The following is a 24,645-nucleotide window of genomic DNA, read 5'->3' as shown; positions in this document are numbered from 1 at the left end:
CTTACCTATGTCATTGGCCAACGGAGATAAACCGCGTTCTCGCCCACTTGAGGGTTCCTTACCCAACCGAGCTATGGGTGTATTCGAGATCGTGGATGCAACGGTGCGTGAAATCCGTAAACATCTCTGGGCAATGACCATGCCAGTGGTTGTAGTGATACTACCCACATTGCTGCTTCAAAATGCCTTGGGAAACGAACCGTTCTACCAATTTGCATTCCAAAATATTGATGAGAGCACAGGATTCCCCTCATCTAGTGTCATCGGGATGTGGATTGTCCATGTAGGCGTTATTCGCCCGGTTCTTAGCATCTGGTTAATCGCAATAGCCCATTCCTACGTGAGTGGACATACCACATTCCAGTCTCCGACAAGGCGACAACTCCTCGTCAGCTATATCGCTTGGATGTTGTCTCAAGGGCTCATTCCACTTTTCGGTGTGCTTGTTCTGTTTTTCTTTTCTTTTTTAGAAGGTGGGTTAGATGCCGCAATTATTGGCGGTCTGGTTCTTACGTTGATCATCGCGGCTATTGCCTACCCGATTTCTTTAGTCTGGCAATTGGTTACCACACTGGCTCCCATCATCGCATTCGCCGAATCGCTGGGACCAATGCAAGCAATTAGTCGCGCAGTCCGGATGCTCACCAAAGCCGGATTCGTCATTATTGGTGTTTCCTTGGCATTACTGTTCACGACGTGGGTTACCAATCAGGCTTTAGCGGCTGTGCCGAGTGCACTCCTGTCGATACCCCATTCCTATCTGTGGGTAACGCAGTCACTGGCGGTTGTTATTGCCGCGTTAGTCACCGAACCAATCACGGCGATGGGTACGGTATTGCTGTACCGAGATGTGATGATTCGTGCCGAAGGTGCGGACTTACAACGTCGTATCAATGCACTTCAAGAAGAACCTCATATGGGTGAGGTATCTACACCAGGGGTGGAATGGGTCCAGGATGATTCCCGCCAGTGAGATTAGAGAAGCCATCGAAGACATCCTTGCCAGGAGTGAGTTTCGTGGATCTCATCTGGCATGGTACGAGCGGCTCATTGATGTGGTTGGCACATGGATTGAGGATTTCTTAAAGCTTTTTGATGTAGACATACCAGAGGAGCCACGAACAGTTGTGGCATCCATTGTGGTTATTGTTGGATTCCTCCTTGCCTTGGCGATCATCATCTTTTTGGTGTATCGGATCCGAACCGTTCAACGCACCAAACGCAAGGGCATTGAAGAGGACCTCGGGTTGACCCCTGCTGAGTGGGAGCAGCGCTATACTCAGGCCGTTGCTGAGGGCGATATGCACGAGGCATTCCGCTGTATATGGCGAAGTACGGTTGCCGAACTTGATGTTGCGGGGCGAGTAACCGAACGCCGTGGGCTAACGACCGGTGAGGCTGTCGCTGAAGCTGGACTGAAGGGCGACGCGTTTGCCGTGTTCACGAAACGCTTCGAACAGGCAATGTATGCCGGAAAACAGGCGACAGGGGATGATGTGTCGCGTGCGGTGCAGTGGCGGAGCACAATTCTTGAAGAGGTTCATAGCCGATGAATAATCGATGGATCTTGGTTGTGGTTGGGCTGCTTGCCCTGATCGGATTTGTCCTCTGGATCGGTCCCAAGGACATACGCGAGTTTTATGACTGGGACGTGAATAGCACCCAACCTGAAGGTGCAAAAGCGCTCGTAGAGCTCTTGGATCATTTTGATATGCCACTCACGATGACGCGCAAACTCCCAGACCAACCTGAAGCGCCCGTACTACTGCTGAGTGAATACATTGATAGCGATCAAGAAGATGCGCTCCTTGCCTACGTTGAAGCAGGCGGAACGGTTGTTCAGGCCACAGATGACCAGCTGCTTCGGTTGGAGCACGTTGATATAAGGACTACTCGACATTATCCCACTGAAGTACCGAAAACCTGCGATTGGCCAGAACTCGCTGACGTAGAAACGGTGTATCTTCGAGAAGCCACATTTGGTGAGGCTACGCTGCTTTCCGATGCAGACTTCTGTTTTGGCCAGGATGGATCGTGGCTATTGCGTGAACATATTGGCAAGGGCACGATCTACACCCTGAGTGGTGGCGAAGCATTCTTGAATAGGTCGATCAGTCACAATGACAACGCCATTTTGCTGATACGGCTGCTTGAAACTGACGGGCGTCAATACCACAAAGTTATTCGTTATAACCCGGACGGGTTTGACATCCCGATTCCACCAAGTCTCAGTGACTATATCCAGTTCCTACCTTGGGCGATCATCACGCAGCTTCTCCTTGCATTCGGCATGTTGGTGTATTGGCGAATCATTCGTCCAAATCGCGTCATTGAAGAGCGAGTGATGACACAATTACCGGGGTCAACAACCGTTCAGGCCTTTGGGTATTACCTATGGAGTAGCAAACAACTGGATGCAATAGCCACAATGGCACGTACAGACTTGCACGAACGCCTCCGGGCTCGGGTAGGAGCTTTAGAATCTGATTCAACTTTATTGATCGATATGGTTGTCCGAGCAACGCATTGGCCGAAGAAAGATGTTGAATATGTGTTGTTCGGTCCAAACCCGACAACACGGACGGAACTATACGAACTGACGCTCAAGATTGCCGATATTGATGCGGCATTCTCAGCCCAACTGCATGGAGCACAACCGAATGATTAGTGATGAACTGCGAGACCCTCGCGCCAGGATTACTGATGTCCGTAACGAAGTGGGCAAGGTGATTGTCGGCCAAAATGGGGTTATCAGTGGGATGATTACCGCCTTGCTGATTGGTGGGCATGTCCTCCTTGAGGGTGTTCCAGGTACCGCTAAAACATTGATGGTAAACACCCTGGCAAGTGCCTTAAGTTTGAACAGTACTCGTGTGCAGTTCACGCCGGACATGATGCCGTCAGACATTCTTGGGCAAAGTGTGTATGACCCGAGTGCCCCAAGTGTGGAAGCAGCGTTCCGGTTTCGGGCCGGGCCGGTCTTTACGAATTTGTTATTAGCCGACGAAATTAACCGTACACCACCGCGTACCCAGGCAGCGCTCCTCGAAGCGATGGAAGAAACCCAGGTAACGGTCGAAGGTCGTCCGCTTACATTGCCTGACCCATTCCTCGTAGTTGCGACGCAGAACCCGATTGAACAAGAAGGTACCTATCCTCTTCCTGAAGCACAGTTAGACCGCTTCGTGTTTAAGCTTCAGGTGGGTTATCCAGCACCAGATGAAGAATGCCAGGTGTTGGAGCGTCATGATGCCGGACTGAAACCGCATAAATTAAGTGAATCTGGCATTTTGGCCGTCGCCGACCGTGAGGATTTGCTCGCCGCTCGTGATGAGATTGCGTTGTTGCGTACTGAGCCGTCGGTGATTCGCTATATCGTCGATTTGGCAAACGCAAGTCGTAACACGCCATCCCTTCAACTGGGTATCAGTCCGCGTGGTTCCACTTGGCTGTTGAAGGCATCAAAGGCGTGGGCCTGGTTGAATCATCGAGACTATGTGACCCCTGACGATGTGAAAGCGATGGTGATACCTACTTTGCGTCACCGTATCACCTTGCGCCCTGATGTGGCGATGGATGGGGCAACCGCCGTAGATGTCCTCAAGACGTTAGTCTCCGGGGTTCCTGTTCCCAAGTAACACCGATGGACCAGACGCCGTTACCACCTACTACTCGTCGATTTGCGCTCATTGTGCCGACGGGGCGTCTGGTTGTCCTCAGTGCATTGTTGGCCATTCCCGTTGGGTTTGCCGATTTTGTTTGGCCTGACCACCGTCTGGTCCTGGCACTTGTATGTCTTGGGATCATGTTGGCCCTACTGGTCATAGATGGGGTACTTGCGCCAGGAATATCGTCACTGTCAGGTTCTCGTACCGTCGATACCCCCATCGTGCTCGGCCAACCGTCCACCGTTTCTTGGACGATCACCAACCACGCAACCCGACAGGCAACCCTTTGGTTAAGTGATGGAGCTTCACCGTCTCTTCGTCCGGATACTGGTCGGCTTACCATCAAGCTTGCACCCAATGCGGTGGCGGTGTCGACCTACCAAATCCGTCCCGTACGCCGTGGAATGATTACGATTGACGGCCCGGTGATCCGTTCATTCGGACCCTTAGGTCTCGCGGCTGCCCAGTGGGTGTGGGCTTTGGATGCCCAGGTACTGGTCAATCCTGCTTTCCCGTCTCGGAAACTGGCTGAACTCCGGCTCACTGATGCGCGTCGTCTCTTTGCTGGACAGCGGGCTGTGCGCATCGTGGGGGAGAGCTCGGAGTTTGATTATCTTCGTGACTACACGCCCGATGATGATATTCGACATATCAACTGGGCAGCGTCGGCACGCTCACAGCATTTAGTTGTTGAACAAACCCGCGCAGAACGGAACCACCAAGTTATCGTTCTGTTAGATCACAGCCGCCTGAGTGCTCCGACCGTTCGCCGGTTTACACCACCGCCAACGGTATTCGACGGTCCGGTTGTTGACTTGGATGTGATCGAACAAGAGACATTTGAACTGGACCGTGCCCCTCGGTTGGACCACAATATTGATGCAGCACTCGCCCTCGGCCATGTCACCACTGGCTTGGGGGATCGGTTTGGGCTTATTACCTATGCCGGTACCGTCACCAATATTTTGCCGCCAGATAACACCCTGAGCCAACGGGTCGCACTTGGGCGTATCCTTGCCGCGGTTCATCCCAACTGGGATGAAGCTGACCCCCTTGCCGCAGCAACGTGGTTGATGGCCAATTGGCAACGCCCAGCCTTGGTTGTGGTGTTGACTGACCTGGCCGCCGAACATGCCCGGACACGGTTACGTTCAGCGATTACACGCCTATCACGCCGTCATCATATTGTGATTGGTGCCGCAGGAGATCCCACCGTTGATATGTGGGCACAAACCAAACCGATTGATGAACTTGGTGCCATGCGGATGTTGGCGGCACGACGAGCTATTCAACGACGCCAGAGCACTGCAGCGATGCTTACTCGTATGGGTGTAGATGTGATTGATGCGCCTGCTGGACAGCTGAGTGACCGCCTGCTAGATACCTATTTAGGTGCGAGCAACATGTCGGCCGAAAGCCGGGTCAACGTTGCGGTTCAACGGGGTTGGTCCAGTGACCTTCGCCATGATGGTAGCTAAGAGTACGTCATCTGGAACGTCAGTGGGGATATACCCGGTGATGCGTTGTAGGACCATTGCTCGGAGTTGTTTGGCCAATCGCTCCTTAGCTTGGGGAATGAAGCGTGAACGTCGGATGAGATACGCACGAATGACCCCGATTTCTTCGGTCCCAAGCCCAGAAACGTCTATCCCTTCGATAAAGGGTTCCATGCCCGGTGGAATTGGCCAATCAACAGCGAGCGCCGTACCGTGAAACGCTTTCCGACGGGTGTGGACCACAATGGTGTTGGCGGCCCGGTCCCCGAGGCGTTGCTCAACCGGTGAGTTGATGCTCGAAATAATGGCTGGAAATCCGAGGAACATGACGCATTCAGCAATAGCAATGAACTCTCGGATGATGTACTGGCGGGGAGAGGCAGGGCTTCCGTCTCGATTAAGGATTTGGAGGCCAGTGAGCATTTTGCCTGGTGTTCGGCCACCCTTGAGATTGAACAGAATGTGGTACAGGTAGTACACACAGAAAACGGCGAACAATACAAACACCACCGTTATCCACGTTGGGAGGGAAAAATATTCCCATACCGTGTATAACGCTACCGCCACCACGAGAAGAAAACCCAGCAAGACGGTGGCGAACATCGCATCAATGATGCGTGCGAGCGCTCGAGTAGGAAAGGCTGCCGGGTAGATATCCAGGAGGACAGCCTCACTGGTAATAATCTGATGATCTAAGTATTGCGGTGATGGTTGCACATAAAAATCGTATCCTGCTTGTATGACGATTGACCAGTTCATTCGAGAACATGAGCCACTATGGGACCGGTTGGCCAGGACAACTGACCAGATGAACTACCGATCACAAACCGTCGACTTTATTCAGTTTTCGACCGACCTTGAGGCGGCACAAACGCACTTGAATATTGCTCGGACGGCCTTTCAGGAAGAAGAGCTGGTCAGCCGCCTATCCGTTTTGTGCGCCCAGGCGGGTCGGGTTGCCTATCGAACCCATCCGGTTACGTGGCAGTCCATACAGCGGTGGTTCCTTGAGACATTCCCGGCTGCGTTTTGGTCGCTTCGGTATTGGATCTTGTTGTCGAGTGCGATTTTCATCGTAACCGCAGCACTCTTTGGGCTGTGGGCGATACAAGATCACAACGTGCTTGACGCGTTTATGTCTCCGAATTTTCGAGAAGACTATGTGGACCATGAGTTTATTGACTACTACTCAAACCAACCCAGTGCGGTGTTCTTCTCGCTGGTGACCACGAATAACATCGGTATCGCCATCACGGCATTCGGTTCAGGTATTTTATTTGCGGTACCCACCCTGTTCGTTCTCGTCATCAATGCCATTCAGCTTGGCGGTGCTTGGGCGGTGTTTGTCGACGCCGGTCAGCAATCAACGTTCTGGCTCTATATCGCCCCGCATGGCTGTATGGAACTCTTTGCCATATTTGTTAGTGGTGCCATGGGTATGGCTATGGGGTGGACCTGGATAGATCCAGGACCACGCAGTAGGGGGGAAGCATTCGCTGATGTTGGGTCACGTGCGGTGACGGTTGCTATTGGTGGCGCCTTCATGCTCGTGATCGCAGGGCTCATTGAAGGTTTTGTCACCGGCTCACCACTGCCGCTGTGGTTCAAAGCAGCCTTTGGGTTTGCCGTGTGGTTGAGCTTTACCGCAACGGTCTCCTATCTCGGCTGGCAAGCCAGTAAACGCGGATTGTCGGGGACACTCAAACAGGCTGAGCGCATTGAGTTTTCCTTGCCGGCCACCACGGTGTACAAGCGATACACATAGTGCTGGTAACGTGCCCGCCGTTACCTGATTGCACTGGTATCAGCATCTACACCAATACAAAGGACGGTCACCTCAGATCAGCGGTGGCCGTCCTGTTCCATCTGTTGGTCGGTTTAGAGCAGCCAGGTCATCATCTTGGCACTAATCCAATCGGGCTGGTCGAGCATCGCCCAGTGCGCGGCTGAGGGAATCACTTCGATACGGGTGACAGGAATAGCGGCATGGAGCTCTTCACTCATCGCAACAGGTGTTGAACGGTCGTGGTCGCCAACGAGTAACAGGGTGGGTTGGCCGAGATCTTCATGGGCGATGGGCTGATATTTCGCAATCGCGCGGCACGCGTGTGCATACGAGGCGGGGTCGTTACGTTCAAGCATTTCACGGGTCAACCCGCTCAATTGCGGTGAGTGCGCATGGGTTCGTGGTGCAAGTGCACTGGCAATCCAAGCATCCGCAATACTGTCCAAGCCTTCCTGTTCAACAAGTTCGGCACGATCAATATAGGCATCGCGTGCATCGGGGTCCAGCCAGCTCATAGCGCCGACCAACACCAGGTTGTCGATGCTTGATGGACGTACCGCTGCGGCCATTTGCGCGATGAGGCTGGCAAACGAATGGCCAACCAGTGTGACTGCCGGAAGTTCTAGGGCATCAAGGAGGGCCAATACATCATCGGCAAAATCACGAATTGTGACTGGCTTGAGAATTGGCGCGCTACGGCCATGACCGCGAAGGTCAATGGCAACCACGTGATGGTTCGTGGTGAGTGTGTCCATCACCCCTCGCCACACCCCGCTGGTGCCACCCAATCCGTGCAAGAGGACGATGGTGGGTCCTTCACCTTCGGAGAGGTAGTGCAATTGTGTGCCGTTAACGTCTAGAAACATGAAGAAACCTCAATATACGCAATGGAAAAAGGGCAGCCAACGCAAGGCTGGGGAAAAAACTGGTGGCAAAGCAATGCCTAGGGTCATGGTAGCCGACCTTGGTGGGGTACTGTTACCTGATGATTGGCACCGAACTCTTAGCTGCAGCGGTACTCAAGGCATTAGCGGCCCTTGACCTTCCCGATATTCCTGTCAAATTTGAGCGGCCTCGCAACCGCGACCATGGTGACTGGTCGTGCAACGTGGCGATGCAATTGGCCCGTGAGGTGAAAAAGAACCCCCGAGATATTGCGACCCAGATTGTGATGGCCCTCGAAGCCCAAGAATTGCCTGATGTGGATGCCATTGAAGTCGCCGGTGCCGGTTTCATTAATTTTCGCCTGTCTCACAGTGCCGTCGGCCAGCAGGTTCGCACGATTGTTGACGCTGGACCACAATGGGGCCGGACCTTGGTAAATGATGGGATAGCGACAAATGTTGAGTTTGTGAGCGCAAACCCTACCGGCCCACTCCATGCCGGACATTTGAGGGGGGCGTTTTTGGGTGATTCCATCGCTCGGATGTTGGACGCCACTGGAGCCAAGGTAGTGCGCGAGTACTACGTGAATGATGCTGGTCGCCAAATGCAGCTCTTTGCCCAAAGCATTCAGGCACGCATGCGTGGTGAGGACGTACCTGAAGATGGGTATCGCGGTGCCTATATCGTTGATTTAGCCAACGACCTCGCCGCTGAAGGTATCAGCGCCGATGACCAATCAGCCATTCTCGAACGGGGCTACCGCCTCATGCTCGATGCGATTGCGGCCACATTAGCCAGTGCTGGCGTGACCTTTGACGAATGGACAAGTGAGCGTGAACTCCACGTTGAGGGTATTGCGAATGCCATTACTGAACTCACGGCGCGTGGCGAAATCTATGAACAAGACGGGGCTGTGTGGTTGCGCACCACCACCCATGGTGATGACAAAGACCGTGTGTTAGTCAAAGCCAACGGTGACCGTACCTACTTTGCGGCTGACGTGGCCTATTTACGACACAAAATTGGCCGTGGTTTTGACCATATGATCTATGTGCTTGGCGCTGACCATCACGGCTATATCGGGCGCTTACAAGCCATCGCAACATCGTGGGGCTTACCCAAAGGCGCTGTTGAGGTGATGATTGCCCAGCTTGTCAATCTCTTGCGTGATGGTGAACCGGTGCGCATGAGTAAGCGTGCCGGTGAGATTTTGACCGCTGATGAGGTGCTTGACGAAATCGGGGCAGACGCGGCTCGCTACATCTATCTGCGCACGAGTTCAGACACCACCCTCACGGTAGATATGGCCGAGGTGATTCGTGCGGACAAAGACAACCCCGTGCATTACATCAATTATTCACACGCCCGTATTGCTGGGATTGGGCGCAAAGCCGCCGAAGTGGGCTTTGAACCGATGCCCATTGACACGACAGACCTTGGCTTATTGCAAGAGCCAACGGCAACGGCACTCGTCGCACAAATCAGCAAGTTCCCTGAAGTGGTTCAAAAAGCCGCCGCTGATCGGGCACCACATAAGGTGGCCCGCTATTGCGAAGAGGTGGCTGATGCATTTCACAAGTTCTATACCGAATGTCAGGTCATTGGGCCAGACCCCGAGCTGTCCAGTGCGCGTTATTGGTTGTGCGAAGCCACCCGTATCACCGTTGCCCAGGGGCTCAACCTGTTGGGTGTCACCCCCAAGGACACGATGTGAGCAGTTTGGGATTAAGTGGATTGGGCCGCCTTGAAGGCGGTATAGGCGCCATTGGTGCCCATAGCCACGGTGCTGAATGGGCTGAGCTTTGGCCAGATACCGCCGCGTTCGAGGGTAACTATCTGCACCGTGTTGGTGGTGTCGAGCTCAGTGAACTCATCGCCGCACACGGCAGCCCTGCCTATGTGCTTGACCTTGCCACGGTGGAAAGCCGGATCAACCAGTGGAAAACAGCCCTGGCCGCCGGTGCTGGCGTTGGTGAGACCACCATTCATTATGCGTCTAAGGCGTTGCCCGTGGTGGGTGTGTGTGCCTTTATGGCCCAACATGGGTTGCATGTGGATGTAGCCAGTGAAGGTGAATTAGCCGTGGCCTTGGCCGCTGGGATTGCCCCAGAGCACATCTTGGTGCACGGGAACAACAAGAGTATGGAGCTGCTGGCCCAGTCTGTTGAATACGGGGTGGGCTTTATCGTGATCGACTCACTTGATGAGTTGCATCGCTTAGGCGCCTTGGGTCAGCCCGCTACAGTGTTATTGCGGTTAACCCCTGGGGTAGTTGCTGATACCCATGAAGCGGTGGCTACTGCGGCTGAACATCAGAAGTTCGGGCTGTCTATTCGCTATGAATTAGCCCACGCCGCGGTTGATTTGATTCGCCAATATCCGCAACTGGATTTGGCCGGATTGCATCTTCATATTGGGTCAAATATCGCTAATAAAGACAATTTCATTGCTGGTATTGGGCGTGTTGCGGCCTTTGCCCATGACACCCGAGTAGCGGTTCGCCACCTCAACCTTGGTGGTGGGTTGGGTGTGCCCTATGTACCTGGTGCCGTGGTACCTTCCATCACCGATCACGTTGAAACTCTCTTTGAAGCCCTAGACGGGGCGTTTCCTTCCGTTCCTCATCTGATGGTTGAGCCAGGCAGGTCGTTGGTGGGTACCGCCGGGATTACGGTGTACAGCGTGGGTACCGTGAAAGATGTGGGCGATGTGCGCTTTGTAAGTGTAGATGGGGGGATGAGTGATAACCCCCGCCCAGCCATGTATGGGGCGGTGCACACCATGGCCCCGGTTCACCGGATTGGTGGTGCCGAGTCGCCTACGATGCGTCAGGTGATGGTGGCAGGGCTGCATTGTGAAAGTGGTGACATGCTTGGCCAGGCGGCGTTGCCCGCTGACCTTCGTGCAGGTGATTTGGTTGCGAGTGCAACCACTGGGGCGTACACCCTTTCGATGTCGTCCAATTACAACCGGGTACCGCGTCCGGTGATGGTTGCGGTTGCTAATGGCAATCACGAAACGTGGGTGCGTCGTGAGACGGTGGCCGACGTGATTGCCCGCGACCAGTTACCTCAGGCATTGAAACTGGTGACTAGGCTGGCTGATTAAGAAACCCAATACCATTAAGCGCACAGGGTTCTCGTGTCATTTATCAGGGTTAAAGGCAACGCCGCGAACGCGGCGCACAGATGGCTCTATGGCTGACTCGTTAAACCGTTAAGCCAAACCAGCGCTATCGCACTACCAATACGGGGATGCGAGTATGGTAGGGCCATGAGTGGACACAAGGCATTAACCATCGGTTTATTAGGTGCAGGCACGGTGGGCACCGGGGTGCTCAAACTCTTGCAGGCACACGCTGACCAAATCGAGCGGCGAGTGGGTGCGCCTGTTCGTGTGGGGCCAGTGATGGTGCGTGATATCAGCCGTAACCGTGGCATTGATGCGCAGTGGACCACAAATCCGAAAGACATCATTGCCAACCCGGCTGTTGACATCGTGGTTGAAGTGATGGGTGGGGTTGAACCCGCGCGCACATGGTTGCTTGAGGCATTAAACGCCGGGCAAAGCGTGGTGACGGCCAATAAAGAACTGCTTGCCAAACACGGGCGAGAGTTATACGCCGCAGCGGCAGCCAATCATGTTCGTTTGGAATATGAAGCAGCTGTTGCTGGGGCGATTCCGATTATTCGCCCCATGCGCGACTCATTGTCGGGTGATCGCATTACGAAAGTGATGGGCATTTTGAATGGCACCACCAACTTTATTTTGACCAAGATGGCCGAAGACGGGGCTGATTTTGGAACCGTCCTTGCTGAAGCCCAAGCGCTTGGTTACGCAGAAGCCGACCCGAGCGCCGATGTCGATGGGTTTGATGCCGCTGCCAAAACCGCCATTTTGGCCTCCATCGCCTTTGATGCCGTGATTACGTTAGAAGATGTCGAAGTAACTGGCATCACTGCGATTACCGCTGATCAAATAGCGTTGGCATCAAAGATGGGGTATGTCATTAAGCTCCTCGGCTTTGCCATTCGAGAACAATTAGCAACCGGCGAAGAAACGATTTCTGTAGGGGTAAGCCCCGCCTGGGTTGGCCACACGAACCCCCTGGCCGGTGTTCGCGGGGCCAACAACGCCGTACTCATTGAAGCTGACGGTGCTGGGCAATTGATGTTCTACGGACCGGGTGCAGGGTCGTTACCAACCGGTTCAGCCGTCATGGGTGATGTGGTCACCGCCGCGCGTGGCCGCCTAGCGGGGGAACGAGCCGGCTCGGTTGCCACAACGGAGGGCATTAAACCAGTACCCGGAGCAGGACAATCTGAGTGGGCGGTACTGCTCGAAGTTGAAGATAGAGCCGGCGTGCTGGCTGAGATTACAAGTGTGCTTGGCCGTAACCAGGTCAGTATGAAATCGGTGTGGCAAGAAGGCCACGCATCAGGCATTGAAGGTGAAGGGGTGTCATTGCTTATCGTGACACACGAGGCTGATAGTCAGCTTGTCAAAACCACCGTTGAGGAGTTACTGGGATTGCCGGGGGTGCAAACGCTCATTTCACTCACCCCCGTTATTGATTGACAATGGTGATCATATCGGGCATGCAGGCCTATCCTTGCCGTGCCCGGTGTTGTAAACAGAAAGTACGCTGTGCACATGGATCTCAATGGCATGACTACCAGTGAACATGGTCGCCCGATGTGGCGCGGCCTCCAGCTTGAATACCAGGATCGATTGCCGGTTACCAACGATACGCCAGTCGTTACCTTGCGTGAAGGTAACACCCCGATGATTTACGCCGAAGCGCTGAGTGAACGGGCGAATGCGCGGGTATGGCTGAAATATGAAGGTGCCAACCCGACTGGGTCCTTTAAGGACCGTGGGATGTTCCTGGCCATGAGCAAGGCAAAAGAAGCAGGGGCTAGAGCCGTTATTTGTGCCTCCACAGGTAATACGAGTGCATCTGCCGCCGCGTATGCGGCTAAGGCAGGGTTGACGTGTGGGGTCATTGTTCCTGAGGGCAATATCGCAATGGGCAAATTAGCCCAAGCCCTCATCACTGGTGCAAAGGTACTTCAGGTTCGTGGCAATTTTGACCAAGCGCTAGAGATGTGCCAAGAGCTGGCTGAGGGTGGACAAGTCACGTTGGTTAATAGCGTGAACCCCTACCGTATTGAAGGGCAAAAGACTGGTGCCTTTGAAGTCTGTGATTTTCTTGGTCAAGCTCCAGATGTCCACATCATGCCCGTTGGTAACGCGGGGAATATCACGGCCTACTGGCGAGGTTACAAGGAGTACAAAGCGGACGGGATCATTGATGCATTGCCCGTCATGCGTGGGTTCCAAGCTGCCGGAGCTGCCCCACTCGTCCTTGGGCACAAGGTGGAGCATCCACAAACCATTGCAACTGCTATTCGTATCGGGAATCCTGCAAGTGGCAAGTACGCCTTAGAGGCCGCTGAAGAAAGTAACGGCTCTATCCGTGCCGTAACGGATAAACAAATCTTGGAGGCGTATCGCCTCGTGGCAAGCCAGGGTGTTTTCTGTGAACCAGCCAGCGCGGCCAGTGTGGCCGGTCTATTGACCTTGGTTGATAGCGGTGAGATTCCAGCAGGGGCAACCGTGGTGTGTATTTTGACCGGGCATGGCCTGAAAGACCCTGACTGGGCAATTTCTTGTGGGTCACGGCCAACGGTCATTGACCCGTCACTTGATGCTGCCGCAGAAGCTCTTGGGCTGGCTGACTAATCATGTTTGATATCGCTCGCGCCGACCGGTCTGTTCGTGAAGCCATCGCAACAACGACCAGCCCAGGGGTTATCGTGCCTGCATCCAGTGCCAATGTTGGGCCTGGCTACGATGCCGTTGGCCTTGCTTTGGATCTGCCATTACTTGCCACGGTAGAGCCACCCCAAGCCGCGCGAGTGATCAGTTTTGGGGCGGGGGCGGACGAATTGCCCACAGATGAGACCAATGCTGTCTGGCACGGGCTGCTTACCTGGTGTGAACGCACACACCAATCCATTCCTGACGTTACCTTGCATGTGCATAGTGCCATTCCGTTAGAGGGTGGTTTGGGGTCGTCAAGTGCTGCCCTTGTTGCTGGGTTATCAATCGGGCGCATGCTGGTCGGTGGTGATGTCGACATCAATGAACTCGCCACTGAACTGGAGGGGCATCCTGATAATGCCCTCCCAGCCCTTCTTGGTGGCATCGTGGTAAAGCCTGTGCATTCGGCCCCCCGCCGGTTTATTCCGCGCCGTGACCTCGTCTGTGTAGTGGTGCACCCTGATGAACGCATGAGTACTACCCAGGCACGTTCGGCTCTCCCAACCCATATTCCACTGGCAGATGCAGCGGCTAATGCGGCACGCTGTGCTGCGGTGGTGATGGGTATTGCTGGGCTCGCACCACTTGATCCCACCGACTTTGAAGATGTCATCCATCAGCCGGCCCGATTTGCGATCATGCCAACGAGTGGGGCATGCGTAACCGCCCTGGTGAATGCTGGTATCCCCGCCTTTTTGAGCGGAGCAGGTCCAACCGTCGCAGCGTTGGTCAGCACTGCAGATCATCCAGACCCGCAGGGTGCGGTGCGTCAAGTTCTTTCAGATATTCCTGGCCAATTAGACATTGTTTCGTTACCGATGAATACCTCTGGAACAATCACAATCAACGTCTAGCGGACGCAAATCGGCGCGTAGTAGCTATAGTTGAACGCCGAAACCTTCGAGACGGGCGTTCGACGTTTGCCCGTTCGATGTCCGAATCAGGCGCGGGTAGCGCCCCAATTGATAGGTGATTAATGGACCGTAGCGAACTTTCAGCCAAGTCGGTGACGGAATTAAAACAACATGCTGGTGCGATCGGCATGAAGGGATATCAGAAGCTACGCAAGGCCCAGTTGATTGATGCCATCGTGGCCTTCAACGAAGGTACACCGGGGGAGCAATCTCACGATCAGCCTGAACCAATGCCTGAGCAGACGGCTACGTCTTCTGCGGAAGCGTCCAATGTGTCTGATAGTGACACCCAAGGAGAGGATACGACACCCGAACGCGAACCACGTAATACCCGTGACGGAGACCGTCGGTCGCGCCGTCGGTCGCGCCGTGATGAGAAACATCGCGATGACAACGGTCGTAAAGAGAATAACCGTCGTGACGAACGCGCTCGCGAGGATAATCGTCGTGATGAGCAGGCTCGTGACGATGTACGGCGTGCAGACCGCGTAGAGGATGAGACCGAAGAAGATAAAGGGCCTGAGGTTCGTGCTGGGGTGCTTGATATCCTGCCTGAAGGGTACGGCTTTTTACGCACGACTGGCTATCTTCCAGGTAGCCGTGATGTGTATGTCTCTCAAGGCCAGATTCGTAAATATAGCCTACGACGTGGGGATATTGTCCAGGGTCCTATTCGACCCCAACGGTCCAATGACAAGGTGCCCGCCCTTGACATCGTCGAAATGGTCAATGCCTACGAGGTTGACGATCCGGCTGACTTGCCTGAGCGTACCGAGTTTGACCAACTTCCGGCCATCAAAGCTGAAGACCCGTTAGTGCTTCCTGGGAGTCAAGTAACGATCAACCGAGGCCAGCGTATGCTCATTGGGGTAACGAAGGGGGCTTTGGTGACTGAAATGCTGGCAGATATTGCGACTGGCCTTGCCGAGCACAATGAGACGGCACACCTGATGGTGGTTGCCGTCGATGAAGCCCCAGAAGAAATCACGCTCTTGCGTCGTGCGGTTCCTGGTGAAGTCATTGCCTCTGCCTTTGACCGACCAGCCGATGATCATACCCAAGTCGCTGACCTTGCCCTTGAACGTGCCAAGCGTTTAGTCGAAGACGGGTGGGATGTCGTGGTGGTATTGCACTCACTGACGCGTTTAGCAAAGGCGTGGAGCTTGAGTGCACCAGGTGCCTCACGAACCGTGACCGGCGGGTTGGAGCCATCAGCTATCCATCCCGTGAAACGGTGGTTGGGTGCTGGCCGAAATGTTGACGGAGATGGCAGTTTGACGGTCATTACCACGATGGATACCCAAACAGGCCGCCAGATTGATGATGTGATTGCCGACCAGTTTGGCTATCTCGCTAATGCTCGTATCAACATTGAAGCCGATGACCAAGGCAATTTAACGATTAGCTCATGAGCGCAGATCCACACAACCCTGGGCGGTCAACGGGTGGCGTGAGCTACGGCGGCCAAGCCGTTATTGAAGGCATTATGATGCGTGGTCAACGCACTTGGGCGGTGGCGGTTCGTCGCCCAGATGGGGCTATCCAAGTCGAGCGTCATCCGGTGCACCCTGCGGCTCAAACCCATTCCTGGTTACGGTGGCCACTTATCCGTGGCTCATGGGCACTGATTGACAGCTTACGGACGGGTATGAAGGCGCTGTCCATCAGTACTGAAATCGCTGATGATGACGAAGAGCTTTCCAATACCGAGATGATTGTCACGACGGTCATTTCGGTTGCGCTATTTATCGGGGTATTTATAGTCCTACCCAACCTGGGGATGAGCCTCATTGCTGATCGGCTTGGTGGCGGTGACTCAATCCAGTTTCACCTCGTTGAAGGTGTGGTCCGCCTTGTGATGTTTTTGGTTTACCTGTGGGGTATCGGTCACATCGGTGATATCAAACGTACATTTCAATACCACGGGGCTGAACATCAAACGATTGCCGCCTTTGAACATGGCGATGGCTTGGACCCAGCCAAGATTGCCCCCTATTCACCGCGGCACCCTCGCTGTGGTACCAATTTCCTTTTGCTCGTTATTTTGCTCTCCATCGTGGTGTACACGTTGGCCGGCGTCATTGTGCCAGCTCCTGATGCGGCCAATAAAACCATTTTTATTGGCTACCAGGTGGGGCTGCGGATTCTCCTCCTTCCGCTCATTGCAGGGCTGGCCTATGAAGTATTAAAGGCGGGGGCTCACAACCCCCTCTTAGCCTGGATGGCAATTCCAGGCTTATGGTTGCAATATTTGACTACCGCAACCCCAGAAGATGACATGTTTGAGGTCGCGATTCGCGCCTTCCAGGCAGTCGCAGCGACTGATATACAGGACCAGCGAGACGTTGCCCACCTCACAAGTCCGGTGTTTTGGAGTGCGGATGAAACAACTGAAACGGGGATTGGCCCTTCTTTCGGGCCGATGAGTGTGGCCGAGCGCCAGTGGGTACCCCAAGACACGCCCAGCCCAGACTAGCTACACGAGATATTGACACGTTAGTAGGCCGACGGCGTAAACAACGCTGGGATACGCTACCGTTTCCACACGGATGATGCGCCCTCAAGGGCGGAACCACTGCCATGCAGGAGTAATGATGATTGACGATACGATGCGCCGCCGCTTAGAAGAGTTGACGGCAGCTCATGCCGAATTGGAAATCAACCTTTCGGACCCTGAGATCATTAGTGACCAAACGAAGTTTCGTGAACTGAGCACCCGCTACGCTGAGTTGACTGAAGTCGTTAAAGCCTGGACGACGTATCAAGAACTGCTCGAAAATGCAGATACGGCAGAGATGCTTGCCCAAGAATCATCCAGTGAGGATGCAGAACTCTTCAAAGCTGAAGCCGCCGAGAACCGTGCTGAAGCCGAGTCCATGACCGACCGATTAAAAGTACTGCTCTTACCGGCGGATCCACTGGACTCAAAGAACGTCATCTTGGAAATCCGTGCTGGTGCCGGTGGCGATGAGGCCGGGCTCTTTGCTGGTGAGCTTGAGCGAATGTATGTGAACTATGCCTCATCACGAGGATGGAAAACAAACCGCATCTCTATCAGTGAAAATGATGCAGGCGGGGTAAAAGAAGTTGCTTTTGAAGTCAACGGGTCTGGGGCCTATAGCGTGCTCAAACACGAGAGTGGGGTACACCGTGTGCAGCGTGTGCCCGTCACTGAGTCGGGTGGGCGTATCCACACCTCCACCGCCTCCGTGGCGGTGATGCCAGAAGCTGAAGAGGTGGACGTGCACATTGATATGAACGATCTCAAGATCGACGTATATCGCTCCTCTGGCCCCGGTGGGCAAAGCGTGAACACCACCGACTCGGCTGTACGGATCACCCACTTGCCAACCGGGCTGGTGGTCAGTATGCAAGACGAAAAAAGCCAGATTCAAAACCGTGAAAAGGCCCTGCGTGTGCTGCGTGCCCGCCTGTTAGCGGCAGAACAAGAACGGGCGGCCAATGAGCGTGCTGAGGCGCGTGCCGGTCAGATTGGTACGGGGGATCGTAGTGAGAAGATTCGTACGTATAACTTCCCGCAAAGTCGGGTTACTGATCACCGGATTGGCTACACCAGTCATAATCTGGGGTCGATTATGAACGGCGACTTGGAAGAGCTTGTTGATGCGTTGATTAAAACGGAACAGGCCCAAAAGCTTGAACTCCTTGCTAATCAATAACCTCAGTTAATCTCAGAGCGCCGATGTTATCTGTACGACGGCATTGCCACGGCGTGCCAGATGGCGGTTGACCGCTCTGCTGCTGCTTGCGGGCTGAGCAGGTCATGAACCCGTTCAGCGAGGTTTTCTGCCTGTTCGGTTTGTGGGTCGTTTAAGGCATTCAATATTGCTGCCCGCAAGGCCAACACATCGCCAACAGGCACCACATGTTCAGGTTCAAGGAGATCAAGGACACCGCCAGAGTCTGTAGCCACAATCGGCCGCCGACAGGCGAGGGCTTCGGGAATGACCATTCCAAACCCTTCCGCATGGCTGGGGTGGACCACTACATCGGCTTGGCGGTATTCATTCGGCATCTGTTCGGGATTAACGTTTCCCGGCAATTCAAGCGGTACTTGTAGGTGGTGTGCCAAGGCAAGGAGTTCATCGTGCTGGGGGCCTGAACCGATGATGCGCACGAGTAACGGAACCGGGCTATTGGCACATGCCTCAATCAATTCACGCCATCCCTTTGCAGGTACCAAACGGCCAACCCCCAAGACACGGGCCAGGTCAAGGTCAATTGTGGACGGTGCAGTTGGTGGCGAGAAGAACCCTTCACCCAAGGGCATAGGGTTGATACGAATAGGCGTAGCGGTCAGGGCTGCCGCTTGAGACGCCAAGTGAGTGCTAACCGCCTCAACACCATCCGCCCGTGCTAACGCCCACCGTGCGAGGCGGCGTGTTGCACCATTGCGTTGTGCCAGCTTGACGTCAGTGCCATGAAGCTGACACACAATCGGCACACGAACAGCCGCCAGGCGCGCCCAAATCATGCCGGGCACCCACCAATGCACATGCACGATATCTGGCTTAAATGTGTGGACCTCTTGCCGGATTGCATGCACCATAGCGGAGGTAAGGCGACCCAATTGCGCCATACCTGAACGGCTTTTTACCAGTTCATGCATCTGTCCGCGATAGGCCACTCGCTCGTGTTCATCGTCACCATAACGGACACGATGGACGGGAATACCATCCAGCGTTTCGTCCAGTTCAGCACCGCGGTCGTGCGGTGCAAGAATCCGCAGGTCATGCCCTGCATGACGAAGCGCCTTTGCCCAATGCGCCAAGAATGGTGCTTGGCTATCGCCAGTCCACCGAGGATAAACATGCGTGATAACCAGGGCACGCATAGTGGTTAGGCCTTTAAGGTTGACGATCTGACCCGATAGGTTGGTCGGCTACTCGCCTGACTCAGTCGCAGCGCATCCCCCAGGAGCCCGGTCATAAAGAGCTGGAGGCCAACAAGGGTCAACAACATGCCGAACATCAGGAGTGGACGCTGGCCGATACCTTCACCCAGTACTAATTTCACGAAGGTTAACCAGCTCAGAATGACAAACCCTAACCCACCTAGTGCAACGCCGAGGCCGCCAAAAAGGTACATGGGGCTATTCGAGAATTTGGTTAAAAACAGCACCGTAAACAAATCAAGGAAGGTCTTTGGGAAACGAGACAAACTCATGTATTTGCTCACACCAGCGGTGCGTGGACGATGTTCAACGGCGATCTCTCCAACTCGAAACCCCAAGTCATAGGCCAGCACGGGAACGTACCGATGGAACTCCCCGTAAAGGGGGAGGGCATCAACGAGTTCACGAGTCAACAACTTGAGCCCGGTGTTGAAATCATGCAAATCCAAGCCACTCCCTTTGCGAGTAACCCAGTTATAGATTTTTGAGGTGCGACGCTTCACACTGCGATCAATACGGGTTTGACGCCACCCACACATCAAATCAACGCCTTGTTCATCCAATGCGGCCAGCAACCGAGGCAATTCAGCGGGCACATCTTGGCCGTCAGCGTCAAAAGTCACCACGAGCTCGCTATCTGAATAGTCAAAGCCAGCGCGTAAGGCTGCTGACTTACCAAAGTTACGGCTTAATTCGATGACTTCGAGCTGGCCATCCCATGTTTTTTGAAGTTGGCGTTCTAGCTCCACAGACCCGTCGGTTGACCCATCATCGACGAGAAAGACCTTGCTCTGATAGGCCGCCATCGAGTCGGCCTGCAATGTCTCCATCAGCTCAGTCACAAAGCGGTCCAGGCTTTCGACTTCGTTGTATACGGGTACCACAACACTTAATGTCTGCACAGTCATTACCGCCAGCCTATGTGCGTGTGATAGGCCAACACGCTAACTATTACGATCTACCTTAGACTGCGCACGTATTAGTGTGGACCCCTGTCCGTCTCTTTGGAGTTTTAATGTCTGTTTCTCGCATTGACCCGCCCGGTTTCCGTTCTGAATATCCCACGGTGTCTGTGGTCATCGTTAACTTAAACGGCAAGGATATGCTTGGTCCTTGTCTCGACAGTATCGAAAAACAGACGTATGACCCTGAACTCGTTGAAGTGATCTTGATTGATAACGCTTCAACCGATGGTTCCGTGGACTATATTCGTGAACACTTCCCCCGTGTTCGGGTACTGGTCAACAACGAGAATGTGGGATTCAGCCCGGCGGTCAATCAAGCTGCTCGGGTTGCCAACGGTGAAGTGTTGGCGCTATTGAATAATGATGCCGTGGCTGACCCCAACTGGATCAGTGCCGGTATCGCCTACCTCCAAAGCCATGACGAAGTTGGCTGTGTCGGCTCGCTCATTTTGCACGCCGATGGCAAAACCATTGACTACGCCGGTGGCGAGATGGCCTTTAACGCCATGGGCTATGCGGCACACAATAAAGAAGATTTCACCAAAACCCCACCGGCAGCCGGACCAACATTATTTGCCTCCGGTGGCGCAATGTTTGTCATAACCAAGGTCTTTTTAGACGCGGGTGGGTTTGACGAGGATTATTTCGCCTTCTTCGAGGACGTTGACTTTGGCTGGCGCCTCTGGATCTTTGGGTTAGAAACCCACTTTGTGCCAGCCAGCCGGGTCTACCACGAACACCACGGCACGATTAAACGCTTTGGCTACGCCCGTGAGCGGTTCATGCTTGAACGCAACGCCCTGGCCACCGTGTACAAGAACTACGGTGATGAGCTCTTTGCCTCAACCTTCCCTTCCGCCCTGTTACTAACTCTGTCACGTGGGCTTACCGACATGGTTGACCACGATCAGTTCCCTGACCTCCGCATTTTCCCAGGTGCCGAGAACGTGGATGACCAAACCTTCCCGATGAGTGCCCTCACGGCGGCACATCTGGGCGCTATCCGTGATTTTGCGAAACAACTGCCCACCTGGGCCCATAAACGCCGTTGGGTGCAAGGCCATCGGGCGATGAGTGACCAGAAGATTCTCAAACTGTTTAAACAAGCGCTCTTACCAAATGTGGCTGGCGATGAATACCTGCAAACCTGGCAGGCCACCGTGGCTGCGTTTGAACTTGACCAGCAGCTTGTCCAGCCGCGCCGCATTCTGATTATCACCGGCGACCGACTTGGGGCAAAGATGGCCGGTCCGGCCATTCGCTGTTGGGAAATGGCCACCGTCTTAACCGCAGCTGGTTGTGACGTCACTCTGGCCAGTATCTCAACCCCTGAGAAGTTCTCACACGATTTCAAGGTAACTGGGGTCAATGAGGCTGGTGGCATTGAAGTGCTGTTGAACTCAACTGATGTGGTTATTTTCCAGGGCTTTGTGATGTTCCACTATCCACAAATCATTGACCTGGATATTCCGGTACTCGTTGACCTATATGACCCATTCCACATCGAAGCGATGACCCAGCGCAAACATGAGTTGGACTGGCAACGCTATGCCACGGCAAATTCTGACCGGCAGATTATTGACGACCAATTACGGCGTGGTGATTTCTTTGTATGCGCGTCTGAAAAACAGCGTGACTTGTGGCTAGGCCACTTGGCGATGGTGAAGCGGATTAACCCCGCCACCTTTGACGCTGATGAAAGTTTGCGCTCACTGATTGACGTTGCACCCTTTGGGATGCCCACCATTCCACCATCTAAACACCAAGACCGCGTGTTGCGTGGCGTTGTTGATGGCATTACTGACGACGACTTCTTACTCGTGTGGGGCGGCGGGATTTACAACTGGTTTGACCCACTGACCCTGATTAATGCCGTGGCCAAGGTAGTGAAGGACCGCCCTAACGTAAAGTTGTGGTTTATGGGGTCGGCCCACCCGAACCCAGACGTACCCAAGATGCAAATGAGCGCCAATGCCTACAACTTGGCTGATGAGCTTGGGTTATTGAATACGCACGTGTTCTTCAATGATGGCTGGATTGATTACGACCATCGTGCCGACTATCTCCTCGAAGCCAATATCGGGGTGAGCACGCACTTTGAGCATCTCGAAACACGCTACTCCTACCGCACTCGCATTCTGGACTACATCTGGAGTGCCTTGCCGATTATCGCCACCGAAGGTGACACCCTCAGTGACCTAACCACCCAACGTGCCCTTGGCATTGCGATTCCTCCCGAAGATGTTGACGCATTGGCTGATGCCATTATCCGGTTACACGATGACCAGGCCTTTTACGACCAATGTGTGGCCAATTTAGAACAAATCCGAACCGAGATGACCTGGGAAAAGAGCCTGGCACCCATCGTGCGGTTCTGTCTCGACCCGAAACGGGCACCTGATGTAGGTCACCGCCGTGGAGAATACTTGTCTTCAGGGGTGAAACATACCGATGTGGCCATTCAACGCTCTCGTGCGCACTACCTGCGACGTGCCGCACAAGTGATGGTGCATGAAGGTCCCATTTCGGTGGCGAGTAAGGCGGTGGGGGTTGTCCGGCGCAAATTTGGCCACTAAGCCAAGACTGATGGCAGCAGGGATGATGGCACGTACGGGTTGGGCGTAGCGTGAAGTTGGACCGCAGGATTTTGGGTTGGCTCGGCATTGGTATTGTGCTGCGCTTATTGATCGCCCCCTTTAGCTTGCAAACCGACATGCTGGCTGTGTATTGGCGCTCCCACCTGATTGCCTTCGATGGCACGGTGTATGCCGAATATATGGTCAATATGGGAGCCCACTGGTTACATGCCCTCTGGCTATTGGTCGCCGCACCTTTACTACCCGACCAGGCACAACTGTGGACCGACCCGTGGTGGTGGGCTGACTCTGGGGCCTTGGCGCCCCAATACCTGCGCGAGTTTGCCAACCGGCCGGATGCCTTCCCAACCATCTTTATCTTGAAACTGCCCTACCTGGTGCTCGACTTGCTCACCGGGCTGATTTTGGTGTGGATGAATAAGGGCCAGGCAGCTAAGCGTGTTGTGCAAGGCTTTGCCCTCTGGATGGTGAGCCCCATTGGCCTGTACGCCAGTGCCGCCTTTGGGCGCTATGAAATGTTTGCGGTGGTGTTTGTGGTGTGGGCCCTGATGCTGGCCGAACGCAACCGCTGGTTTTGGGCAGCGCTCGCCCTCGGGGTGGGCATCACGATGCGTGGCTATCCGTTGCTGTTGGTGCCTGTCTTTGCCCTGGTTGCCCCGGCTGGCTGGTTCTTGGGTAGGGGAGTGGGCACGCCCCAAGCGGCCGACCTGATCGCTGATCAAGCTACTGGTGAACTTGACCTCTCCACTGAGCCCACCCTTGCTGGATGGGCCTGGCTGGGCCGTCTCATTGCCCAGGTGTTATGGGCGGTGCTGGCCCTCATCCCCTTTGGCATCGTGATGGTGATTAACCAGATCGTGGGTGACTCAGTTGGTGAACTGGCCACCTTGGCTGACTATCACACGGGCTCGACCTACCTGGCCTATCGCCTGGATTTGCCTGATGATCCTGGAGCCATCTACTTCTTTGGCGTGGGTGCCGTGATTGTGCTGCTTGCCTTGCTGGGCCATCAATATGGCTGGTTTGGCCAACGGGTGGGTGCGCCTGACCTGTGGAAGTGGCTGTTTATTTTCCACGGATTGATGTTTGCCCTGGCTACCTTCAGCGTGCACTACTTTGTGTGGTTTGTGCCCTTTGTGGTGCTGGCAATTATGCGCCGCCCTGATTGGCCTGGGGTGGGCTGGCTGCATCTCATCCAGATCATCACCGTCTTTGCCTTAGCGGACACCATCGGTGGGCCGGGTATCACCCTTGGCCTGTTCAGCCCCCTCAACCCAGACATGGCCCTGGCTTTGCCAAGCTTGCATGACCTAGTGCTCACACAGCCCGAAACAAGCGAAAAGCTCATTAGCGTGTACCGAACCGTCTTTCTTGCCACCACCGTTGTGCAGCTTTGGCCAGTTGTCCGTGACGTGCAATTCCTTGCTTCACCCCGTGAACTGACAAGTTAACGAGTGGAGCTAACAAGCTAACTACCGATTTAAATCCACATGAAGCAACAGCAAATACAGAACCTAGGCAATGGCTGACCCTGTCGTTCTTCTCCCGTGCTCTCTATATGCGAACTGTTTGTTGTTGTGGCTACACGCTATC

At 54.3% G+C, this 24,645-nt stretch carries 20 protein-coding genes; 16 read left to right on the top strand and 4 right to left on the bottom strand.

The genetic code is table 11. The annotated features are described in order from the left end of the window. Nucleotides 1-7: 7 nt before the first annotated feature. The 5 genes from VCU37_RS01060 to VCU37_RS01040 are packed head-to-tail and all read left to right on the top strand — an operon-like array spanning nucleotide 8 to nucleotide 5,146. Nucleotides 8-973: a hypothetical protein gene (locus tag VCU37_RS01060; RefSeq protein WP_336248781.1), complete on the top strand. Its 966-nt coding sequence runs from the start codon at nucleotides 8-10 to the stop codon at nucleotides 971-973. Then, a complete protein-coding gene (locus VCU37_RS01055; protein ID WP_336248780.1) occupies nucleotides 957-1,553 on the top strand; it encodes a DUF4129 domain-containing protein in 597 nt (198 codons plus the stop codon). The genes VCU37_RS01060 and VCU37_RS01055 overlap by 17 nt, the downstream gene beginning before the upstream one ends. Beyond that, nucleotides 1,550-2,668 carry a DUF4350 domain-containing protein gene (locus VCU37_RS01050; protein WP_336248779.1) on the top strand — a complete coding sequence of 373 codons (1,119 nt, stop codon included), beginning with the start codon at nucleotides 1,550-1,552 and terminating at the stop codon, nucleotides 2,666-2,668. Before VCU37_RS01055 ends, VCU37_RS01050 begins: the two co-directional genes overlap by 4 nt. Beyond that, nucleotides 2,661-3,638, top strand: a complete 978-nt coding sequence (locus tag VCU37_RS01045) for an AAA family ATPase (protein ID WP_336248778.1) — start codon at nucleotides 2,661-2,663, stop codon at nucleotides 3,636-3,638. The genes VCU37_RS01050 and VCU37_RS01045 overlap by 8 nt, the downstream gene beginning before the upstream one ends. A gap of 5 nt (nucleotides 3,639-3,643) precedes the next feature. Further along, a complete protein-coding gene (locus VCU37_RS01040; RefSeq protein ID WP_336248777.1) occupies nucleotides 3,644-5,146 on the top strand; it encodes a DUF58 domain-containing protein in 1,503 nt (500 codons plus the stop codon). Here the strand turns inward: VCU37_RS01040 and VCU37_RS01035 are convergent. Beyond that, nucleotides 5,057-5,881: an RDD family protein gene (locus VCU37_RS01035; protein WP_336248776.1), complete on the bottom strand. Its 825-nt coding sequence runs from the start codon at nucleotides 5,879-5,881 to the stop codon at nucleotides 5,057-5,059. The genes VCU37_RS01040 and VCU37_RS01035 overlap by 90 nt on opposite strands. A 22-nt stretch (nucleotides 5,882-5,903) precedes the next feature. On the opposite strand from VCU37_RS01035, the gene VCU37_RS01030 reads away from it, so the two are divergent. Beyond that, on the top strand, nucleotides 5,904-6,929 hold the full coding sequence (locus VCU37_RS01030) for a stage II sporulation protein M (protein WP_336248775.1): 1,026 nt from the start codon (nucleotides 5,904-5,906) through the stop codon (nucleotides 6,927-6,929). A gap of 113 nt (nucleotides 6,930-7,042) precedes the next feature. Here the strand turns inward: VCU37_RS01030 and VCU37_RS01025 are convergent, their stop codons facing one another. Then, complete coding sequence (locus tag VCU37_RS01025; RefSeq protein ID WP_336248774.1) at nucleotides 7,043-7,816, bottom strand: alpha/beta fold hydrolase; 774 nt, start codon at nucleotides 7,814-7,816, stop codon at nucleotides 7,043-7,045. A 119-nt stretch (nucleotides 7,817-7,935) separates the two neighbouring features. Between VCU37_RS01025 and argS the strand changes: the two genes are divergently transcribed. The 8 genes from argS (at nucleotide 7,936) to prfA (ending at nucleotide 18,255) form a co-directional block, all read left to right on the top strand. After that, nucleotides 7,936-9,549 (top strand): arginine--tRNA ligase, encoded by a 1,614-nt coding sequence (argS, locus tag VCU37_RS01020; RefSeq protein ID WP_336248773.1) that lies wholly within the window; start codon nucleotides 7,936-7,938, stop codon nucleotides 9,547-9,549. Then, complete coding sequence (gene lysA / locus VCU37_RS01015; protein WP_336248772.1) at nucleotides 9,546-10,943, top strand: diaminopimelate decarboxylase; 1,398 nt, start codon at nucleotides 9,546-9,548, stop codon at nucleotides 10,941-10,943. The genes argS and lysA overlap by 4 nt, the downstream gene beginning before the upstream one ends. Before the next feature lie 165 nt (nucleotides 10,944-11,108). Further along, nucleotides 11,109-12,413 (top strand): homoserine dehydrogenase, encoded by a 1,305-nt coding sequence (locus VCU37_RS01010; protein WP_336248771.1) that lies wholly within the window; start codon nucleotides 11,109-11,111, stop codon nucleotides 12,411-12,413. 75 nt (nucleotides 12,414-12,488) lie between these two features. Then, entirely contained in the window at nucleotides 12,489-13,580 is a 1,092-nt protein-coding gene (gene thrC, locus VCU37_RS01005; RefSeq protein WP_336248770.1) for a threonine synthase, read from the top strand. A gap of 2 nt (nucleotides 13,581-13,582) precedes the next feature. Continuing rightward, entirely contained in the window at nucleotides 13,583-14,515 is a 933-nt protein-coding gene (locus tag VCU37_RS01000) for a homoserine kinase (protein ID WP_336248769.1), read from the top strand. Nucleotides 14,516-14,637: 122 nt separating this feature from the next. Further along, nucleotides 14,638-15,987, top strand: a complete 1,350-nt coding sequence (locus VCU37_RS00995; protein WP_336248768.1) for a Rho termination factor N-terminal domain-containing protein — start codon at nucleotides 14,638-14,640, stop codon at nucleotides 15,985-15,987. After that, nucleotides 15,984-17,051: a DUF1385 domain-containing protein gene (locus VCU37_RS00990; RefSeq protein WP_336248767.1), complete on the top strand. Its 1,068-nt coding sequence runs from the start codon at nucleotides 15,984-15,986 to the stop codon at nucleotides 17,049-17,051. Before VCU37_RS00995 ends, VCU37_RS00990 begins: the two co-directional genes overlap by 4 nt. Nucleotides 17,052-17,166: 115 nt before the next feature. Further along, entirely contained in the window at nucleotides 17,167-18,255 is a 1,089-nt protein-coding gene (gene prfA / locus VCU37_RS00985; RefSeq protein WP_336248766.1) for a peptide chain release factor 1, read from the top strand. A 26-nt stretch (nucleotides 18,256-18,281) separates the two neighbouring features. Here the strand turns inward: prfA and VCU37_RS00980 are convergent, their stop codons facing one another. Both VCU37_RS00980 and VCU37_RS00975 read right to left on the bottom strand, forming a co-directional pair. Then, nucleotides 18,282-19,430, bottom strand: coding sequence for a glycosyltransferase (locus VCU37_RS00980; RefSeq protein WP_336248765.1), 1,149 nt, complete (start codon nucleotides 19,428-19,430; stop codon nucleotides 18,282-18,284). Between the two features lie 5 nt (nucleotides 19,431-19,435). Continuing rightward, nucleotides 19,436-20,398, bottom strand: coding sequence for a glycosyltransferase family 2 protein (locus VCU37_RS00975; protein ID WP_336248764.1), 963 nt, complete (start codon nucleotides 20,396-20,398; stop codon nucleotides 19,436-19,438). A 107-nt stretch (nucleotides 20,399-20,505) separates the two neighbouring features. Here VCU37_RS00975 and VCU37_RS00970 point away from each other — a divergent pair, with 107 nt between their 5' ends. Then, the gene (locus VCU37_RS00970) at nucleotides 20,506-23,031 is read left to right on the top strand and encodes a glycosyltransferase (protein WP_336248763.1); all 2,526 of its coding nucleotides are present in this window, start codon (nucleotides 20,506-20,508) and stop codon (nucleotides 23,029-23,031) included. Nucleotides 23,032-23,087: 56 nt separating this feature from the next. Further along, entirely contained in the window at nucleotides 23,088-24,503 is a 1,416-nt protein-coding gene (locus VCU37_RS00965; RefSeq protein ID WP_336248762.1) for a hypothetical protein, read from the top strand. Nucleotides 24,504-24,645: the final 142 nt, after the last annotated feature.

This window comes from Stomatohabitans albus (assembly GCF_036336025.1).
Classification (GTDB): domain Bacteria; phylum Actinomycetota; class Nitriliruptoria; order Euzebyales; family Euzebyaceae; genus Stomatohabitans; species Stomatohabitans albus.
This window is presented reverse-complemented; position numbering and strand designations above follow the sequence as displayed.

Bases quoted from the DNA above. Each gene is read 5' to 3' on its own strand.
- VCU37_RS00995 (WP_336248768.1), top strand. From the start codon at position 14,638: ATGGACCGTAGCGAACTTTCAGCCAAGTCGGTGACGGAATTAAAACAA.
- prfA (WP_336248766.1), top strand. From the start codon at position 17,167: ATGATGATTGACGATACGATGCGCCGCCGCTTAGAAGAGTTGACGGCA.
- argS (WP_336248773.1), top strand. From the start codon at position 7,936: ATGATTGGCACCGAACTCTTAGCTGCAGCGGTACTCAAGGCATTAGCG.
- VCU37_RS01000 (WP_336248769.1), top strand. From the start codon at position 13,583: ATGTTTGATATCGCTCGCGCCGACCGGTCTGTTCGTGAAGCCATCGCA.
- VCU37_RS00970 (WP_336248763.1), top strand. From the start codon at position 20,506: ATGTCTGTTTCTCGCATTGACCCGCCCGGTTTCCGTTCTGAATATCCC.
- VCU37_RS01045 (WP_336248778.1), top strand. From the start codon at position 2,661: ATGATTAGTGATGAACTGCGAGACCCTCGCGCCAGGATTACTGATGTC.
- VCU37_RS01030 (WP_336248775.1), top strand. From the start codon at position 5,904: ATGACGATTGACCAGTTCATTCGAGAACATGAGCCACTATGGGACCGG.
- VCU37_RS00980 (WP_336248765.1), bottom strand. From the start codon at position 19,430: ATGCGTGCCCTGGTTATCACGCATGTTTATCCTCGGTGGACTGGCGAT.
- VCU37_RS01055 (WP_336248780.1), top strand. From the start codon at position 957: ATGATTCCCGCCAGTGAGATTAGAGAAGCCATCGAAGACATCCTTGCC.
- VCU37_RS01040 (WP_336248777.1), top strand. From the start codon at position 3,644: ATGGACCAGACGCCGTTACCACCTACTACTCGTCGATTTGCGCTCATT.
- VCU37_RS01060 (WP_336248781.1), top strand. From the start codon at position 8: ATGTCATTGGCCAACGGAGATAAACCGCGTTCTCGCCCACTTGAGGGT.
- VCU37_RS01025 (WP_336248774.1), bottom strand. From the start codon at position 7,816: ATGTTTCTAGACGTTAACGGCACACAATTGCACTACCTCTCCGAAGGT.
- VCU37_RS01010 (WP_336248771.1), top strand. From the start codon at position 11,109: ATGAGTGGACACAAGGCATTAACCATCGGTTTATTAGGTGCAGGCACG.
- VCU37_RS00975 (WP_336248764.1), bottom strand. From the start codon at position 20,398: ATGACTGTGCAGACATTAAGTGTTGTGGTACCCGTATACAACGAAGTC.
- VCU37_RS01050 (WP_336248779.1), top strand. From the start codon at position 1,550: ATGAATAATCGATGGATCTTGGTTGTGGTTGGGCTGCTTGCCCTGATC.
- VCU37_RS00990 (WP_336248767.1), top strand. From the start codon at position 15,984: ATGAGCGCAGATCCACACAACCCTGGGCGGTCAACGGGTGGCGTGAGC.
- thrC (WP_336248770.1), top strand. From the start codon at position 12,489: ATGGATCTCAATGGCATGACTACCAGTGAACATGGTCGCCCGATGTGG.